Consider the following 19,251-nt stretch of genomic DNA (forward strand, 5'->3'; position numbering starts at 1 on the left):
TTTAGATGGAAATTCGCGCCGCTTACCGTGTGGGCGCCGGTTGGCCGGCCCCACACGGTCCCTGCTAAGTCAAAAAGCTAGGAAACCAGCTCATCGAGCTCTTCCGTGCTCAAGCTGTCGAGCAACGCCAGGGACTTGGCCAACTGGTCCTGGGTAGCGTCGATGACGGGCGCCTTGGCTTCAAGCTGGCGGCTGAAGTCAGCCAGGACAGGGAACTCGAAGAGCTCTTTCAGCTCGGCAGAAACACCGGCTTGCTCCTGAATGCGCACGATCACCGAAGTCGCCAACAGGGAATGGCCACCCAGCGCGAAGAAGTTGTCAGTGAGGCCGACCTTCTCCAGCTTCAGTACATCGGCCCAGATAGCCGCGACCTGCTGCTCCATTTCGGTCTGGGGTTCGATGTATTCGCCTTGCAGCAAACTGGCATCCGGTTGCGGCAGGGCCTTGCGGTCCAGCTTGCCGTTCGGTGTTACCGGCAGCGTGCTCAGCAACAGCAGGTGCGTAGGCACCATGTAATCCGGCAGGCCGGCCTTGAGGGCTTCACGCAGGCTGTCGCGCAACTCTACCTCGTCTTGCGTGCTGTCGGCCGGTACCACATAGCCCACCAACTGTTTGCCGCTCGGCCCGTCCTGGGCCAGTACCACCGCTTCCTGCACCGCTGGCAATTCCAGCAGGCGCGCTTCGATTTCACCCAGTTCAATCCGCAACCCGCGGATCTTCACCTGGTGGTCGAGACGCCCGGCGTAGTCGATCACGCCATCGGCGTTGTAACGCGCCAGGTCACCGGTGCGGTACAGGCGCCCGCCGTTGTCGCTGAACGGGTCCGGCACAAAACGCTCGGCCGTCAGCGCCGGGCGCTGGTGATAACCACGGGCCAGGCCTACGCCGCCCAGGTACAGCTCGCCGGCACTGCCGCGTACCGCCGGTTGCAGGCTGCCTTCGAGGATGTGGGTCTTGAGGTTGTCGATCGGCTGGCCGATCGGCACGCTGATGCGTTCGTCCGCGCGGCAGGTCCAGTGGGTGACGTCGATGGCCGCTTCGGTCGGGCCGTACAGGTTGTACAGGCCCGCCCCTGGCAGGCGCTGCAGGGTCTGGCGCGCCAGCTCGGCCGGCAGTGCCTCGCCACTGCACACCACACGCTTGAGGCTGCGGCAGCTTTCCACCGCTTCGTGGGTCATGAACGCCTGCAGCATCGACGGCACGAAGTGCAGCGTGCTGATGGCGTACTGGTTGATGGTGTCGACCAGCAGCTGCGGGTCGCGGTGGGCACCCGGCTGGGCCATGACCAGGCGCGCACCGGTCATCAGCGGCCAGAAGAACTCCCACACCGACACGTCGAAGCTGAACGGGGTTTTCTGCAGCACGCTGTCACTGGCGTCCAGGCCATAGGCTTTCTGCATCCACCACAGGCGGTTGACCAGTGCCTGGTGGCTGTTGCCGGCGCCTTTCGGGCGGCCGGTGGAGCCGGAGGTGTAGATCACGTAGGCAAGGTTCAGCGGCGCCACGTCGATACCTGGGTTGGCATCGCTGTAGCCGGTCAAATCCTCGACATCCAGATCAAGGCTGCGCAGGCCAGCCGGGATCGGCAAGGCATCGCGCAGGTGCGACTGGGTCAGCAGCAAGGCAATGCCGCTGTCTTCGAACATGTAGCTCAGGCGGTCCTGCGGGTATTCCGGGTCCAGCGGCACATAGGCGCCACCGGCTTTGACGATACCCAGCAAGCCGATAACCATCTCCAGGCTGCGCTCCATGGCGATGCCTACCAGCACGTCCGGGCCAACGCCCAGTTCACGCAGCTTGTGCGCCAGCTGGTTGGCTTTGCCGTTGAGTTCGGCGTAGCTCAGGGTCTGCTCACCAAACATCAACGCCGGGGCGTCCGGGGTGGCGAACACCTGGGCTTCGATCAGTGAGTGGATGCTGCGCTCATTCGGGTACGTCGCGGCGGTGTCGTTCCAACCCTCGACCATCATCTGCTGCTCTTGCAGGCTCAGCATCGGCAGCTCGCCGACTACTGCATCCGCATCGGCGACCAATGCCTGCAGTAGGCGAGTGAAATAACCCGCCAACCGGCCAATGCTCTCGTCGCTCCACAGGGCACGGTCATGGCTGTATTGCATCGACAGGGTCGCGCCCAGTTCTACTACCAGCGTCAGCGGGTAGTTGGTCTGCTCTTGCACAGCCACGTCGCCAAAGCGCAACCCGCCCGGCGCGCCTTGTTGCAGCGCCTCGGACACCGGGTAGTTTTCGAACACCAGAATGCTGTCGAACAGCGCGTCACCGCCCTGCCCGGCCCAGCGCTGCACGTCGTACAACGGGGTGTGCTCGAACTCGCGCAACGCCAGGTTGCAGCCTTGAACCTGGGCGATCCACTCGCCGACACGCTGCTCGGCGCGGGGCGCGCCAATCACCGGCAGGGTGTTGATGAACAGGCCGATCTGCTCCTCAACGCCTGGCAAATCTGCCGGGCGGCCGGCCACGGTGGCGCCGAAGCAGACACTGGCCTGGCCGGTATAGCGCTGCAACAGCAGCAGCCAGGCCGATTGCACCAAGGTGTTGACGGTGACGCGGTTAGCCCGGGCGAAGGCTTCGATGCGGGCGGTCTGCTCGGCATCGAGGGCCAGGCGATGATCACCGTAGCCGCTGCCGGCATCGCCTGCGCAACCGGCAATGGCCTGGGCCAGGCGCGTCGGCTCATCGAGCGCGGCCAGTTGGGCCTGCCAGAAGGCTTCGGCGACCGCCGCGTCCTGGCCTTGCAGCCAGGCGATATAGTCGCGGTAGTGCGTGGCCTGGGCCTTTAGCGCCATGCCTGCGTAACGTTGCAGCACTTCACCCAGGAGGCGTGAGGTGCTCCAGCCATCCATCAAGATGTGGTGGTTGGTGTAGATCAAGTGGTAACGGTCATCGTCGATACGGACCAGCACCAGGCGCAGCAGCGGCGCTTCGGTCAGGTCGAACCCTTGTTGGCGCTCCCCTTCGGCCAGCGCCTGCAGGGCCTGCTCAAGCGCCGGCTGGCCACGCCAGTCATGCTCGCTGCACGGCAACGCCACCGATTTGCGCACCACCTGCACGGCCTGCTCCAGCTCGCCCTGCAGGACGAAACCGCTGCGCAGGATGTCATGGGCATCGAGCACAGCCTGCCAGGCCTGCTTGAAGCGCTGTACATCCAGCCCCTCGACATCGACGCGCAACTGGTTGATGTAGTTGCCGGCCTGATGGTCGTAGAGCGTGTGGAACAGCATGCCCTGCTGCATCGGCGACAGCGGATACACATCGGCGATCTGCGCTGCAGGTACAGGCAAGCTGTCCAACTGGCCCTGGGTGAGCGCGGCCAAGGGGACGTCCGAAGGCGTCACGCCGTGGTGCTGCGCCTGGCAGCAATGCTCGACCAACTCGGCCAGTGCCTGCTCGTAGGCCTGGGCCAGCTGCTGGATGGTTTCCGGGTGGTAGACGTCTTCGCTGTAGGTCCACTCCAGGAACAGCTCGCCGCCATACACCTGGCCGGTGATGCTCAGCCAGTTGCCCAGTTGCGCACCGGCGCATTGGGTACGCCCGGCGCTTTCGCCGCTCGGGCTGAACAAGACGGTATCGTCGGTCGTGAAACTGCTGTCGAACTGGCCCAGGTAGTTGAAGGTGACGCGTGGCTGCGCAGTGCCGCTGAGCCGCTCACGCACCGGGGTATCGCCCAGGTAACGCAGCAGGCCGTAACCGATGCCCTTGTCCGGCACCGCGCGCAATTGCTCTTTGATTGCCTTGATCGACGGGCCCAGCGCCTGGCCAGGGGCAAGGCGTACCGGGAACACGCTGGTGAACCAACCCACCGTGCGGCTGAGGTCAAGGTCGTCGAACAGGTCTTCGCGGCCATGGCCTTCCAGTTGCACCAGCACCTCGTCCTGCGCGCTCCACTGGCACAGGGTACGCGCCAGCGCGGTCAGCAGCAGGTCGTTGACCTGGGTGCGGTAGGCGGCGGGTGCCTGCTTCAGCAACTGGGCGGTACGCGCGGCATCCAGGCGCGATGCAGCGGTGCGGGCATGCTGGTTGCCCAGGCTGCCCTGCGGGTTGTCACGCGGCAGTTCTGCCGGGCTGCCTTGCAGCACCTGCTGCCAGTAGTCAGCCTGGGCGTGCAGCGCTGGGCTGCTGGCGTGAGCGGCCAGGCGCTCTGCCCAGGCTTTCACGCCGCAGGTTTTGGCCGGCAGGCTAACGACCTGCCCGTTCAGGCGTTGCTGATAGGCCTCTTGCAGGTCCTCCAGCAGTACCCGCCAGGACACGCCGTCTACCACCAAGTGGTGGATGACCAACAGCAAACGCTGCTGACCATCGGCGACGTCGAACAGTTCGGCACGCAGCAGCGGCCCGTGCTCCAGCTCGAGGCTGGCTTGCACCTCGGTGCCCGCAGCGTCCAGTTCGCTCAACGCCGCGAGGCTGCGCTGGCGCAGCACCGGCGAAGCGTCCAAGGCCTGGAAGCAGGCCTGCCACTGGCCGTTCTGGCGGCTGAAGCGCAGGCGCAAAGCGTCGTGCTGTTCCAGCACCGCACGCAGGGCCGCTTCCAGGTGCTCCACTTGCACACGCTGGGCCGGCTTCAGCAGCACCGACTGGTTCCAGTGCGCAGGCTGGGCGATGTCCATCTCGAAGAAACGCACCTGGGCCGGCAGCAGCGCCACCTCACCGCGGGTCGCGGTATCCACGGGGGCTGCAAGCGGTTGCTTGGCTTCGATGCGCTTGGCGACCTGGGCCAGTTGGCCAACGGTCTGCTGTTCGAACAGCTGCTTGGGGGTGATCTTGATGCCTTGGCGCTTGGCCCGGGCAATGATCTGCAGGCTAAGGATGGAGTCGCCACCCAACTCGAAGAAGTTGTCGCTGCTGCCCACGCGTTCCAGCTTGAGCACATCGGCCCACACGGCGGCGAGCTTTTCTTCGACCTCGCCTTCTGGGGCCACATAGCCGCGGCTTACCGCGCCCGGTGTGGGCAAGGCACGCTTGTCGAGCTTGCCGTTGGCGGTCAGTGGCAGGCGCTCGAGCAACAGGATGTGTGCGGGCACCATGTAGTCAGGCAGGCGCGTCTGCAGGTGCGCCTGCAACTGCTGCGTGCTCATGCCCCCTTCAGCCACCACGTAGGCCACCAACTGCAGGCGCTCGGCATCGCCTTCCAGCGGCACGGCCAGGACCACGGCGTCGCTGACACCGGGCAGCCCGGCGATGACTCGGCCGATTTCACCCGGCTCGACGCGATAGCCACGGATTTTCACTTGGTCATCGGCACGCCCGATGAATTCGATCAGGCCTTCAGCACTCATTCGCGCTCGGTCGCCCGTGCGGTACAGGCGGGCGCCACCCGGGGCCGGTACAAAGCGTTCGGCCGTCAGCCCCGGCTGGCCCAGGTAGCCCTGAGCAACGCCCTGCCCACCCAGGTACAGCTCGCCGGCCACGTGCGGCGCCAGCGGGTTGAGGTAACCATCGAGCACCTGGGCGCAGGCATTGCCCAGCGGGCGACCAACCGGCACCGTGCGGCAGCCTTGCAAACGCTGGCCTGGCTCGAAGGTCAGCACGCCGACCGTGGTCTCGGTTGGGCCGTAGTGGTTGATCACCCGGCACCCCGGGCGCAATTCACGGACTTTTTCCAGCAGGCTCCAAGGGCACGCTTCGCCGCCCAGAATCAACGCCTCGGCGGGCAGCACCTCGGCGGCGCGGGACGCTTGCAGCAGGCCTTGCAGGTGGCTTGGCACCAGCTTAACCACGCCCACCTGGTGCTGCGCCATGTAGCTGGCGAAGCCGTCGGGGTCGAAGGCCAGCTCCTGCGGCAACAAATGCAGCAGGCGGCCCGAGGCCAGGGCCCCGAACAGCACGGTGTGGCCCAGGTCGGCGGCGGTGGTGGACACCATGGTCATGCTCGCACCGGCGGGCAGTTGCAGGCGCTCCAGCACGGCCTGGATGTAGCTGGCCAGCGACCCGTGGCTGACCACCACGCCTTTCGGCTGGCCGGTCGAGCCCGAGGTGTAGATGAGGTAGGCCGGCTGTTCAGGGCTGACTGCAACCTCTACCCGGCTGTCCCTGCAGCCTGCCCAGGTGGCGGGCTCACAGGCAACCGCCTGCACCCCGTCGAGGCCCGCGAAGCGTGTATCGCCCGGCTCATGCAGCAGCACGGCAGCGCCACTGTCGACGATCAACTGCTGCAAGCGCTCCTCCGGCTGCTGGGTGTCCAGCGGCAGGTAGGCGGCCCCGGTCTTGAGGACTGCCAGCAAGGCTGTGACCCACTCGATGGAGCGCGGCAGGCACAGGGCAACGATGCTGCCAGCACCGACGCCGCGCTGGCGCAGGTAGTCGGCCACGCGGTTGGACGCAGCGTCCAGCCCGGCCTGGGTCATGAAGCGGTCACCTGCGCGCACGCCACCTTGGGCCTGCCCTTGGGCCATCGCCTGGTGCCACAAGGCGAGGAAGTCGCGGTGCGAGTAAGCTGCTGGCACGGCCTTCTGCTGCGCCGCCACTTCAAGGTGTTCGACGATCGGCGTGTGCGGGGCGTGGCTGAGCACGTCCAGCACGCGCCGCAGCGAATCCGCCAGGCGCTGAATGGTGGCCTGCTCGAACAGGTCGGTGGCGTAGGTGAAATACCCCTCGATGCCTTCGGGTTTGTCCGAGAAGTCGAAGGCCAGGTCAAAGCGCGCATCGCCTCCTTCGCGAGCAAAGCCTTCCACTTCCAGCTCACCCAGGCGCTTGCGCGAGGGGTCGCCGGCCGCCACGTGCTGGTTGATCTTGAACTGGAACAGCGGGTTGTGGGCCAGGTTGCGCTCTGGCAGCAAGGCATCCACCAGGTGCTCGAACGGCAGTTCCTGATGCGACTGGGCGCCGCCAATCACGTCCTTGACCTGCTCCAGCAGCGCAGCGAAGGTCGCGCGCTCGTCCACTTGCACGCGCAGCACTTGGGTATTGATGAAGAAGCCAATCAGGCCTTCCAGCTCTTTGCGGTTACGCCCGGCATTCGGCGCGCCGATGCGGATGTCCGACTGCCCGCTGTAGCGCGACAGCACCACCGCCATGGCCGCCAGCATCAGCACGAATACGGTGTGGCCGCCCTTGCGTGCCTGGGCGCGCAAAGCCTCGGCCTGCTCGGCGCCGATGTTCAGCTTGAGCACCGCGCCGCGATAGCTCGGCGTGGCCGGCCGCTCGAAGTCCAGCGGCAGGCTCAGCAACGGCTGCTCGTCACCCAGTTGCGCCTGCCAGTACGCCAGCTGGCGCTGGGCCTCACCGGCCTCCAGCCAGGCACGCTGCCAGATCGCATAATCGGCGTACTGGATCGGCAGGGCCGGCAATACGGCCTGACGGCCTTCAGCCAACGCGGTGTACAGCTGGATGAATTCCTGCACCAGCAGGTCGCTCGACCAACCGTCGGAGATGATGTGGTGCATGCTCAGGGCCAGCACATGGTGCTCAGCGTCCACGCGCAGCAGCGTAACCCGCATCAACGGCCCGGCCAGCAGGTCGAACGGGTGCTTCAGCGCGGCATCGACAGCCACGCTCAAGGCGGCTTCATCGTCCTGGCACTCGACCACGTCCAGCAGCAGCGGGCAGGCGTTGAGAATGTCCTGATGGAACTCGCCTTCATCCGAGACGAAGCGGGTACGCAGTGATTCATGGCGGCTGACCAGCGCATCCAGCGCCTGCTGCAATACCGCCAGGTCGAGTGCGCCCTTGAGGCGCACGGCCATCGGCACGTTATAGGCCGGGCTATCGGGCTCCAACTGCCACAGGAACAGCAAGCGCTGCTGGGCAAACGACAACGGAATGCGCGCCAGGCCCTGGCGTGCGGGCACGATGGGCAACAGGCGGAAGCTTTGCCCGGTGGCCTGCATTTTCTCCAGGATCTGCTGACGCTGCTCCACAGGGAGGCCGACGAAGCGTTGGGCAATGCGTTGTGCTGCAGTGAGTTCCATGTCAGGCCTCTGTGAATTCATTCATCATTTTTTCGATATCGCTCAGGCCGTCGTCGCTCAGCGACAGGCCCTGCTCGTCCAGTGCCTGGGCGAACGCACGCAGCTCGGGGTGGGCGAAGATCAGCCGCAGGGGCAGGTCCAGGCCCAGCTCCACGTTGATGCGCGAAACCGCCTGTGCGGCCAGCAGGGAGTGGCCGCCGAGCTCGAAGAAGTTGTCGTTCAGGCCAACCTGGCCGAGGTTCAGCAATTGCGCCCAGATCTGCGCCAGTTGCTGTTGCAGTTCGGTCTGCGGCGCTTCGTAGTCGTGCTGCGGCTGGCTGGGGTCGGGCAGCGGCAGCGCCTTGCGGTCGAGCTTGCCGCTGGGGGTCAGCGGCATGTTCGGCAGGGTCACCAGGTAGGACGGGATCATGTAGTCCGGCAGGCTGGCCTTGAGGTACTGCTTGAGCGCCTGGCGCAGGTCGCCAGTGCTGCCTTCGACAGGCACGGCATAGGCGCACAGCTGCTTGCCGCTGGGCAGGTCGATGGCCAGTACCGTTGCCTCGCGCACATCCGGGTGCGCGCGCAGGTACTGCTCGATCTCGCCCAGTTCAATGCGGAAGCCGCGCACTTTCACCTGGTGGTCAGCTCGCCCGCGATAGGCCAGTTGCCCCTGCTCGTCGTAGTAACCGAGGTCGCCGGTGCGGTACAACCGGCCTCCACCCACGGGGTCGAACGGGTCGGGAATGAAGCGTTCGGCTGTCAGCGATGGGCGTTGGTGGTAACCCCGCGCCAGGCACCCTGCCCCGCCGATGAACAGTTCGCCCGACACGCCGACCGGGGTCGGCGACAGGCCGTCGTCCAGAGCGTGCAAGGTCCGGCCTGGCAACGCGCGGCCAATCGGTACGCCGCCTGCGCTGATCTGCTCGGGCGTCATTGGCGAGCAGTCGAACGTGGTGGCGACCACAGTCGCCTCGGTCGGGCCGTAGGTGTTGAGCAGGCGCACCGCCGGCGGCCCGTCGGCCAGCCAGGCGCGCAGGGCATCTTCCGGCACCGCTTCACCGCCCACGTGGATCTGCTTGAGCCGGCCATAGGCCTCGGGTGCGCGACGCTCCAGGGCCAGGAGGCGCCAGTAGGCCGCCGGCAGGTCGGCCACGGTAACCCCGTGGCGGTTGATCTCGTCCACCAGGGTGTTGGTGTCCCACAGCCGCAGGTCGCGCAGCACCACGCAAGCGCCTTGCGCCAGCGGCGGGAAAAACTGCTCGATGAAGCCGTCGAAGCTGAAGGTAGCGAACTGCAGCACACGGTCTTCCGGGCTCAGGCGCGAGTAGTCGCCAGCCACCTGGCAGAACACCGACAAGGCATGGTGATCGATGGCCACACCCTTGGGCATGCCGGTGGAACCGGAGGTGTAGATGACATAGGCGAGGTTGTGCGGCGCGGCCAAGTTCGGCAGCGGCTCGGTTGGCCAGGCGTGCAGCCACTGGGTGCCGGGTTCGAGCACCACGCAAGGCAGCTGCTTATCCAGCTGCAAGCGCGCCAGCGACGGCGCATCGGCCAGCAGCAGGCCGATGCCGCTGTCCTCGACCATGTACGCCAGGCGCTCTTGCGGGTAGTCCGGGTCTAGCGGCACATAGGCACCGCCAGCCTTGTGAATGGCGATCAGCGCCAGCGCCATGCCCAGGCCGCGCTCGACGGCTACACCTACCAGGCGGTCTGGGCCTACGCCCAGGGCACGCAGGCGGTGGGCCAACTGGTTACTGCAGCGGTCGAGCTCGGCGTAGCTCAGTTGCTGGTCGTCGAAAATAAGCGCCACGGCGTCGGGCCGTGCACTTGCCTGACGCTCCAGCAACTGGTGCGCACACAGGCCGCTGCTGGCCTGCGGTGCCGGGTTCCAGCCATGAGTCAGTTGACGGCGCTCAGCGTCGGCCAAGAAGTCCAGCTCGGCGATGCAGCGCTGCGGCTCGGCACAGATGGCTTCGAGCAGCGATTGCCAGTGCCCGGCCATGCGCTCGATACGCGGGGCATCGAACAGGTCGGTGGAGTAGTTGAACGAGGCCGTTACACCGTCGGAACGTTCCAGGGTGTTGAGCGAGATGTCGTATTGCGCGCCCGGCTCCAGCAGGTCCACTTCCCGGACCTTGAGGCCAAGCAGGGCATCGCTGGACACCTGCTCGCCCAAGTCGCGCAAATGGTTGTACAGCACCTGGAAGAACGGGTTCACGCCCTGGTCGCGCTCGGGGTACAGGGCTTCGGCCACCTCAAGGAACGGCACGTCCTTGTTGGCCTGGGCCTGCAACGTGGTCTCCTTGATCGCGGCCAGCAGTTGCGGGAACGGCAGGCTGCCATCGACGCCCACCCGCGCCACTACCACGTTGATGAAGAAGCCGATCAGCCCTTCGAGCTCCAGGCGGTTGCGGTTGGTGACCGGCACGCCGATGTTGATCGTGTCCTTGCGGCTGTAGCGCGACAGCACGATGGCATAGGCCGCCAAAAAGACATGGAACAGCGTGGCATTGGACGACACCGCCAATGCCCGCAGGCGCTCGGTCAGGGCCAGCGGCAGGCGCACATCGAAGCGGCTGCCCTGGTAGCTTTTGACCTGCGGGCGAATACGGTCGGCGGGCAGTTCGAGGACTTCGAAGTCGTCTTCAAGGCGCGCTTTCCAATAGTCGATCTGTGCCTGCATCTGCCCCTCGTCCAGCCATTTGCGTTGCCAGGCGGCGAAGTCGGCGTACTGCACCGGCAGCGGTTCAATGGCCCGCACCTGGCCGCTGGCCGCCGCGTTGTAGGCCGCTGCGAACTCGCGTACCAACAGGCTCATCGACCAACCGTCGGAGACGATGTGGTGCAGGGTCAGCGACAGCAGGTGCTCTTGCGCATGCACCATGAACAGGCGGGCACGCAGCAATGGGCCGTGCTCCAGGTCGAACGGGGCGAAGGCTTCGGCCTCCAGCTTGCGCATCTGCGCGGCTTCGTCCTGGCCACTGAGGTCTTCGAAACCGATCGGCACCGAGGCGGCGGGCAGGATGCGTTGCCACGGCAAACCGTTGGCTTCGACGAATACCGTGCGCAGTGACTCGTGGCGCGCCACCAGCGCATCCAGCGCGGCCTGCACCGCAGCACGGTCGAGCGTGCCTTGCATGCGCACGGCCATTGGCGTGTTGTAGGCCAGGCTTTCGGGGTTGAGCTTCCAGAACAGCCACTGACGGTTTTGCGAGCGGGACACCGGCAGTGGCTGCTCGCGGTCGAGGATCTCGATCTCAAGCCCAGCGCCCTGCTCGCCCTCAGCCACTGCCTGGGCGAAGGCCTGCAGGTCGACCGTGTCGAACAAGGTACGCAGAGGGATGTCCAGGCCCAGGTGCTTGCGCACCCGCGATACGGCCTGGGTGGCCAGCAGCGAATGCCCGCCCAAGGCAAAGAAGTTGTCGCTCAGGCCCACCTGCGGCACCTGCAGCACTTCAGCCCAGATCTGCGCCAGTTGCACCTGCAGCGGGGTCACCGGTGCCTGGTAAACCGCCTGGGTGGCCACCGGCTCGGGCAGCGCCTTGACGTCGACCTTGCCGTTGACCGTGACCGGCAGTTGCGCCAGCACCATCAGGTGGGTCGGCACCATGTGCTCGGGCAGCAGGCCTTTGAGCGTGGCGCGAATCGTGTCCTGCCAAGCCTGGCTGTCTGCCGGCATCTGGCTGGGCACCAGCCAGGCCGCCAGCACCGCTTCCGGTGCCTGGCCCTTGACCCGGACCACGGCGTTGGCGACGCCTTCCAGGCTAAGCAACTGCTGCTCGATCTCGGCCAGTTCCACGCGGTAACCGCGGATTTTCACCTGGCCGTCCATGCGCCCGGCAAACTGCAGCTCGCCAGCGGCGTTGTGCCGTACCCAGTCGCCACTGCGGTACAGGCGTTCGCCGTGGGCACCACTTGGGTCGGGCACGAAGCGCTCGGCGGTGAGCGCCGGGCGGCCGAGGTAGCCACGGGCAAGGCCGGCGCCGCCGATGTACAGCTCGCCCTTGGCCTTGGCCGGCAGTGGCTGCAGGCAGCTGTCGAGCACGCTGACGGTTGCGTTGGCCAGCGGTTGGCCGAGCGACGCCTGATCGTCCAGTTCAGCCACCAGCACGCCGACCGTGGTCTCGGTCGGGCCGTAGTGGTTGAACACCTTGAGTGTCGGCGCCAGGGCGCGGATTTTGCCGAGCAGGCCCGGGCTGATGGCTTCGCCGCCCAGCACCAGGCACTGGCCAGGCAGTGCCGCGCGACCGGCGACCAACATGGCCTCCAGGTGCGAGGGCACAATTTTAACGGCGTCCACCTGGTGCTGTGCCAGGTAGGCCGCAAAGCCCTCGGCATCCAACACTTGCTCGCGTAGCATCAGGTGCAAGGTCTGGCCACCGCACAGGGCGCCGAACAGCATGGTGTGGCCGAGGTCCGCAGCCGGGGTCGAGACTTGCGCCATGCTGTGGATCTGCCCCACCGGCAGGCGTGCGGCGATACCCTCAACGTAGTTGCCCAAGGCGCCATGGCTGATCGCGACGCCCTTGGGCTGGCCGGTGGTGCCGGAGGTATAGATCACGTAGGCGAGGTTGGCTGCGGCAGCACTAGGGCGTGGCGTGTTTTGGCTTAGGGCTTGGGTATGTTCCCACGCCAGCCGGGAGACGCCTTCAGGCAGTTCCGCCAGCCAGTTGCCAGGGGCCAGCACCCGCTGGGTGCCGCTGTCGGTGAGCAAGTAGGCCAGGCGTTCGGCCGGTTGTTCAGGTTCCAGGGGCAGGTACGCGCCGCCCGCCTTGAGCACGCCGAGGATACTGGCGAGCATGCCGACACTGCGGTCAGCCAGCACGCCGACCAGGGTGTCTGGCTGCACGCCGGCTTCGACCAGCCTGTCGGCGATGGCCTCGGCGCGGGCGTCGAGTTCGGCGTAGCTGGCTGCCTCGCCAGCGGCAATCACTGCGGTGCGTGTGGGGTGGCAGCGGACGGCGTCGGCAAAGCGCTGGTGAACCAGCAGCGGCTCGACCAAATGACCTGGCACACCCCGAGTGGCTGCCAGGCCAGGCAACGGCAACTCGCCCACCGCGCCAGCGGTGTCATCGGCCAGCGCCTGCACCAAGGCCAGCCATTGCTCGCCCAGGGCCTCGACAGTGGCCGCATCAAACACGTCCAGGGCATAGGTGAAGGCCGCATGCAACTGCCCGGCACGCTCGTGGGTATCCAGCGCCAGGTCGAAACGGGCGCTGTGCTTTTCCAGCGTGATCGGCGCCAGGCTCAGCCCGGAGCGGGTCTTGATGGCTTCGACATCCGCCACCTGGGCCTGATGGTTGAACAGCACGCGGAACAGCGGGCTGTCGGTGCTGCGGGGCAGGTCCAAGGCTTCGACCAGTTGCTCGAACGGCAGGTCCTGGTGGCTCTGCGCGCCCACGGCGGTTTCGCGCACACGCTGCAACAGGCCGGTGATATCCAGCAGCGGGTCGAGCTCGGTGTGCAGCACTTGGGTATTGATGAAGCAGCCGATCAAACCCAGGCTTTCGGCGCGGTTGCGGTTGGCGATGGGCACGCCGACGCGGATTGCGCCCTGCCCGCTGTAGCGCTGCAGCAGCAGCTTGAAGGCCGCCAGCAAAACCATGAACAAGGTGACGTTGTGCCGACGCGCCAGGCCGCGCAGGCGCTCGGCGACATCGGCAGCAATCGGGAATGTGTGGCGGGCGCCGCGGTAGCTTGGCCGGCCGTTGCGGGTGCGGTCCAGCGGCAGCTCCAGCGGGGCGTGATCATCGCCCAGGCGCGCCTGCCAGTACGCCAGCTGGCGGTCCTGCTCACCGGCCTCGAGCCAGCTGCGCTGCCACAGGGCATAATCACGGTACTGGATCGGCAGGGGCTCGAGTGTGGCTGGGGTGCCGGCCACGGCCGCGTCGTAGAGGTTCAGGAATTCGTCGATCAACACGTTCATCGACCAGCCATCGGCGACGATGTGGTGCAGGGTCAGCAGCAGGACATGTTCCTGCGCTGCCAGTTGCAGCAGGCGCACGCGCATCAGCGGGCCGGTGGCCAGGTCGAAAGGCGCCAGGGCCTCTGCTTCGGCAATCGATTCGAGGGCGTGTTGGCGGGCCGCTTCGGCCAGCTCGCTCAGGCAGTCCTGGCGCAATTGCAGCGGGGCCGCGACGGCATCCACGTGCTGACGCACGTCATCGCCGTCGGCGACAAAGCGGGTGCGCAGGGTTTCGTGGCGGGCGACCAAGGCGTCGAAGGCGTGTTGCAGAGCGCTCAGATCCAATGGGCCATTCAGGCGCACGGCCATTGGCAGGTTATAGGCTGCGCCTTGGGGGTCGAGTTGCCAGAGGAACCACATGCGCCGCTGGGCGTAGGACAACCGGTCACGCTCGTCGACCTCGACACCCGGCGCAATCGGCAGCACGGAGAAGTCCATGCCCTCGCCCTGCAACGCCTTGAGGAACAGGCGGCGCTTGTCGGGGCTGAGTTCGATGAAGCGGCGGGCGAGTTTGAGCGTCTGTTCAGCATTCATGTCGAGCGGTGTCCTGGCAGTCGAGCGGTAACTGTCAGACGAAGGCATGGGGGGCTGATTTAGGGGTTGGGGCTGATAGGTGCATGCCTTGGGTTTTGCAGCGCCGGTGAGATCGAGCGCCGCCCGCGCGGCGCATCGCGAGCAACGCTCGCCCCTACGTTTGTTTCGGGCCAATTATTCCTGGGGCATTGGCGCGCGGCCCCTTGGCGCATGGCTCGATATCGCGTCGAACAAACAAGGCGGTCGCGCGCGCCTGTCACAGGCGTTATTGGCCAAAAACAAACGTAGGAGCGAGCGTTGCTCGCGATGCGCCGCGCGGGCGGCGCTCGGTCTCACAGGCGACAGAACTCCCAAGGCATGCACCTCCTCACCGCCCCACCTGCGAATGCCCCTGCGCCATCGCCACCACCACCTTGCGCTTCCCCGTAAACGGCGAACGCGCATGCGCCGCGAGCATGTTGTCGAGCATCAGCACATCATTCTCCAGCCAAGGGAAACGGATGGCGCACTCATCCAACACCCCGCGTACCTCATCAAGCAACGCGTCCTCAATGGTCGAGCCATCGCCGTAATACACATTACGCGGCAGGTCCTCTTCCTCGACGATGTCCATCAACGACTCCCGCACCTCCGGCTGCAGGTTCGACACATGGAACAGGTGCGCCTGGTTGAACCACACGTCCTCCCCCGTCACCGGATGACGCGCTACCACCTGGCAGCGTTGGCGTGTGCGCAACTCGCCATCTTCCTTCCAGATGCATTCAATGGCATGCGCACGGCAGTAGGCCTCTACCTGCCGCGGGTCTTCGGTGTTGAACACCTGCGACCATTCCACGTCCAGGCCGTTGCCGTAGTTGCGCACATACATCAGGCCCTTCTCGACCAAGCGCTCGCGAATACGCGCTGGCATCCGCCGATACACCTCGCGGCTGTCGGCAATCGGCGTCTCGCCGCCGGTCTCGGCGGGGATCACGCTGTAGAACCAGATCTTCATCGGCCACTCGAGGGTGTAGGCCTGCTCGTTGTGCAGCGGGATGCTCTGGTGCGCCGGGTACTCGGTCGAGGTGTACACGCCTTGGGTCACGTTGCTGCGCGGCGTGGAGCCGAACTCGTAGTTGAGCAGCGGGTGGCCGAACGCGGCGGCGAACTGGCGAAAAGCCTCAGCCCCGCCCACCTGGAAGCCCCTGAACAGGATGCCGCCTGCGTGCAGCAGGTGGCGCTCAACCAGCGGTTTCAGCTCGTCAAACGCGTCGAGCAGGTCGATGCCAGGCTCCGGCGCGCGCACCAACAACGGCAGGTCGCCGCGGGCAGCGTCCAGGGGTTCGATCGCAAAGCTCAGCAATTCACTCATGTACCGTCACCTCAAGCCAGGGCCGCCGTGGCGGCGAAAGGGATGCTGCGCCATCAGGGCGCCTGACTAGATGAACGAGCATGCCCGGCAGAAATTCACCCGCGCGAACACACAGGTAAAGCGAACGCGCGCCGGTTCGTCTGAACGATGTGCACCCTTTTATCGTCCAGGAACCCTACATGACTCGCCAGCTTCTGCTCCTCGCCTTGCTTGCCGCGGCCCCTGCCGTCGCCTGGTCGGCCGAGCACTGCGCCGTGGACATCCACGGCACCGACCAGATGACCTTCGACAAGGCCGAAATCACCATCCCCAAGGCCTGCACGTCGTTCACCGTCACCCTCGCCCACCCTGGCGAAATGCCGAAGAACGTGATGGGCCATAACTGGGTCCTGAGCACCCAGGCAGACATGCAGGGCGTGCTGGACGACGGCCTGAAGGCAGGCGAGGCCCAGGACTACGTGAAGCCCGGCGATACCCGGGTCATCGCCCATACCCGCCTGATTGGCGGTGGCGAAAAAGACAGCGTCACCCTCGACACCCGGTCGTTGAAGGCCGGCACTGCCTACAGCTTCTACTGCTCGTTCCCGTTCCACAGCACCTTGATGAAGGGCACCCTGGCCCTCGGGAGCTGACCCCGCCGCGCCGCCCACCTCCACTCCCTCACCGAGATCGCGCTTCATGAAAACGTCTTCCCCCGGGGCCATCCGCGAATTGCTGGGCCTGCTCAAACCCTACCGCCCAGCGGTCATCGTCTCGGTGCTGCTGGGCATGGTCGGCGGCCTGGCCGTGACCGCGCTGCTGGCCACCGTCAACCAGGGCCTGCATGCCCCCGATGGCATGAGCCAGGGCGTGATCCTGGCCTTCGCCGGCCTGTGCGTGCTGGCGCTGGTGAGCAGCGTGGCCGCCGACAGTGGCACCAACTACGTAGGCCAGAAGGTCATCGCCCGGCTGCGCAAAGACCTCGGCGCCAAGGTGCTGTCGGCGCCGATCGAGCAGATCGAGCGCTACCGCACCCACCGCCTGATCCCAGTGCTGACCCGCGACGTCGACACCATCAGCGACTTCGCCTTCGCCTTCGCCCCGCTGGCCATCTCGCTGACCACGGTGATCGGCTGCCTGGCCTACCTGGCCTGGCTGTCGTGGCCGATCTTCCTGATCACCCTGGTAGCGATCGGCATCGGCAGCGCCGTGCAGTACGTGGCCCGGCAAAAAGGCGTGGCCGGTTTCAACGCCGCCCGCGATGCCGAGGACAACCTGCAAAAGCACTACTCGGCGATTGCCGAAGGCGCCAAAGAACTGCGCATCGACCGCCGCCGCCGCCATGCCATGCTGACCAGCAACATCCAGGGCACCGCCGACTTCATCGCCAACACCCACATTCGCGCCATCAACATCTTCGTGGCCGCCAAGAGCCTCGGCTCGATGCTGTTCTTCGTGGTCATCGGCCTGACCCTGGCCCTGCAGTCGCTGTGGCCGAGCAACGACCCGGCCGTAATGAGCGGCTTCGTGCTGGTGCTGCTGTACATGAAAGGCCCGCTGGAGACGCTGATCGGCAACCTGCCGATTCTCGGCCGCGCGCAAGTGGCGTTCCGCCGCATCGCCGACCTGTCCGAGCGCTTTTCCTCGCCCGAACCGCACCTGCTGCTGGACCAGCCGGTCAAGCACACCGCCCCCGGCAGCGCGCACCTGGAGCTGCACAATGTCGAATACGCCTACCCACCGGTGGACGGTAACGAACCCTTCCGCGTCGGGCCGGTGAACCTGAGCATCGCGCCGGGCGAGATCCTGTTCATCGTCGGCGAAAACGGCTGCGGCAAGACCTCGCTGATCAAGCTGCTGCTGGGCCTGTATACCCCGCAACGCGGCGAAGTACGCCTGAACGGCAAGGCCGTTGACCCGCAGGGCCTGGACGACTATCGCCAGCTGTTCACCACCGTATTCGCCGACTACTACCTGTTCGAAGACCTGCCCGAGCACGAGCACAGCCTGCCCAGCGATGCCACGCGCTACCTGGAGCGGCTGGAAATCGCCCATAAGGTGAGCGTGCGCGATGGTGCGTTTACCACCACCGACCTTTCCACCGGCCAACGCAAACGCCTGGCGCTGGTCAACGCTTGGCTGGATGGCCGGCCGGTATTGGTGTTCGACGAATGGGCGGCGGACCAGGACCCGACCTTCCGCCGGGTGTTTTACACCGAGCTGCTGCCGGACCTGAAGCGGCTGGGCAAGACCATCATCGTGATCTCGCATGATGACCGCTACTTCGATACGGCGGACAAGGTGGTGCACCTGAGCCGCGGGAAGGTGGTCGAGGCGTTAGAGCCGGCGTGAAGTAGCGTAGCGCGGGCTTGGCTAGGGGCGGTCACGACAATGGCCGCCCTTTTTTTGCGCTATCTATAATGGCTCTATAATCGATCTATAAATCACTATAAACCCCGAAAAAGGGTCGTCTGCAAGCGCCAGGAACACCTGGCGCTGCGGGCAATTAGCAATCAGAACAACCAGCGGTACAACAGATACGCCACCACCACCGCCAACACCGGCCGCAAAATGCGGTAAGCCTTGGGGTTGGCGCGCTTGAACTGCTTCACGTGGCTGCTGATCTTGTTGCTGAAACGCTTGCTCCAGGCATACGCCTGGTTGATCCCGCCGACGCGCTCGTCGTCGGTGTTCTGCGGCGCGGTGGCGCGGCCGAGGAAGGCACTGACTTGGCGGTTGATGCGGGTCATCAGCGGGCTGCTCAGCGGGCGTTCGATGTCGCAGAACAAGATCACGCGGGTGACGTCGGTCTCGTTCTTGACCCAATGCACGTAGGTCTCATCGAACATCACGTCCTCGCCGTCACGCCAGGCATACACCTGGCCATCGACGTAGATGCGGCAGTCTTCGGAATTGGGCGTGGACAAGCCCAGGTGATAGCGCAACGAGCCGGCGAACGGGTCGCGGTGCGGGTTCAGGTGGCTGCCACCGGGCAGCAAGGCGAACATCGCGCCCTTGACGTTGGGGATGCTGCTGACCAGCTCGACGGTGCGCGGGCACAGGGCCTCGGCCGACGGCAGCGGTTTGTCGTACCACTTCAGGTAGAAGCGCTTCCAGCCCTTCTTGAAGAACGAACCGAAGCCGGCGTCGTTGTCTTTTTCAGCTGCGCGAATATAGCCCTCGTCGAACAGGCGCATGGCCTCTTCGCGGATTTCCTGCCAGTTGTCCTTCAGCACATCCAGTTCAGGGAAGCGCTGGCGGTCCAGGTACGGCTTGGACGGCACGCCAGAAAACAGGTACATCAAGGCGTTATAGGGGGCGAACAGCGCCGAATGGTTGACGAACTGGCGCAACACCGGCAGGCGCGCCTTGCCGCGCAGGTGCACGAACAGCACGCTGCCGAAAAACACCAGCAGGACACCCGCCTTGGCTGCAAAGGAAAAGGTCATGCAACACTCCTTGGAAAGGAAGCAGGCCTGCGCCGCCTGCTCCCGAAAAAATCATCCGGCCATCATAAA

6 protein-coding genes are annotated in these 19,251 nt (G+C 65.7%); 2 read left to right on the forward strand and 4 right to left on the reverse strand.

The genetic code is table 11. The features are described from left to right. Window positions 1-77: 77 nt before the first annotated feature. From HU764_RS19225 to HU764_RS19235, 3 genes are all read right to left on the reverse strand, one after another. Window positions 78-7,922 carry a non-ribosomal peptide synthetase gene (locus HU764_RS19225; protein WP_217835012.1) on the reverse strand — a complete coding sequence of 2,615 codons (7,845 nt, stop codon included), beginning with the start codon at window positions 7,920-7,922 and terminating at the stop codon, window positions 78-80. Window position 7,923: 1 nt separating this feature from the next. After that, the gene (locus tag HU764_RS19230; RefSeq protein WP_186703829.1) at window positions 7,924-14,403 is read right to left on the reverse strand and encodes a non-ribosomal peptide synthetase; all 6,480 of its coding nucleotides are present in this window, start codon (window positions 14,401-14,403) and stop codon (window positions 7,924-7,926) included. A 367-nt stretch (window positions 14,404-14,770) separates the two neighbouring features. Further along, the gene (locus HU764_RS19235; RefSeq protein ID WP_186680907.1) at window positions 14,771-15,754 is read right to left on the reverse strand and encodes a TauD/TfdA family dioxygenase; all 984 of its coding nucleotides are present in this window, start codon (window positions 15,752-15,754) and stop codon (window positions 14,771-14,773) included. 179 nt (window positions 15,755-15,933) lie between these two features. Here HU764_RS19235 and azu point away from each other — a divergent pair, with 179 nt between their 5' ends. Next, window positions 15,934-16,386, forward strand: a complete 453-nt coding sequence (gene azu / locus HU764_RS19240) for an azurin (RefSeq protein ID WP_186703828.1) — start codon at window positions 15,934-15,936, stop codon at window positions 16,384-16,386. 46 nt (window positions 16,387-16,432) lie between these two features. Further along, the gene (locus tag HU764_RS19245; RefSeq protein ID WP_186703827.1) at window positions 16,433-18,085 is read left to right on the forward strand and encodes a cyclic peptide export ABC transporter; all 1,653 of its coding nucleotides are present in this window, start codon (window positions 16,433-16,435) and stop codon (window positions 18,083-18,085) included. Between the two features lie 161 nt (window positions 18,086-18,246). Here the strand turns inward: HU764_RS19245 and HU764_RS19250 are convergent, their stop codons facing one another. Next, window positions 18,247-19,182 (reverse strand): aspartyl/asparaginyl beta-hydroxylase domain-containing protein, encoded by a 936-nt coding sequence (locus HU764_RS19250; protein ID WP_186703826.1) that lies wholly within the window; start codon window positions 19,180-19,182, stop codon window positions 18,247-18,249. Window positions 19,183-19,251 lie beyond the last annotated feature (69 nt).

Source organism: Pseudomonas kermanshahensis, from assembly GCF_014269205.2.
GTDB classification, from domain to species: domain Bacteria; phylum Pseudomonadota; class Gammaproteobacteria; order Pseudomonadales; family Pseudomonadaceae; genus Aquipseudomonas; species Aquipseudomonas kermanshahensis.

Bases quoted from the DNA above. Each gene is read 5' to 3' on its own strand.
- HU764_RS19225 (WP_217835012.1), bottom strand. From the start codon at position 7,922: ATGGAACTCACTGCAGCACAACGCATTGCCCAACGCTTCGTCGGCCTC.
- HU764_RS19230 (WP_186703829.1), bottom strand. From the start codon at position 14,403: ATGAATGCTGAACAGACGCTCAAACTCGCCCGCCGCTTCATCGAACTC.
- HU764_RS19235 (WP_186680907.1), bottom strand. From the start codon at position 15,754: ATGAGTGAATTGCTGAGCTTTGCGATCGAACCCCTGGACGCTGCCCGC.
- azu (WP_186703828.1), top strand. From the start codon at position 15,934: ATGACTCGCCAGCTTCTGCTCCTCGCCTTGCTTGCCGCGGCCCCTGCC.
- HU764_RS19245 (WP_186703827.1), top strand. From the start codon at position 16,433: ATGAAAACGTCTTCCCCCGGGGCCATCCGCGAATTGCTGGGCCTGCTC.
- HU764_RS19250 (WP_186703826.1), bottom strand. From the start codon at position 19,182: ATGACCTTTTCCTTTGCAGCCAAGGCGGGTGTCCTGCTGGTGTTTTTC.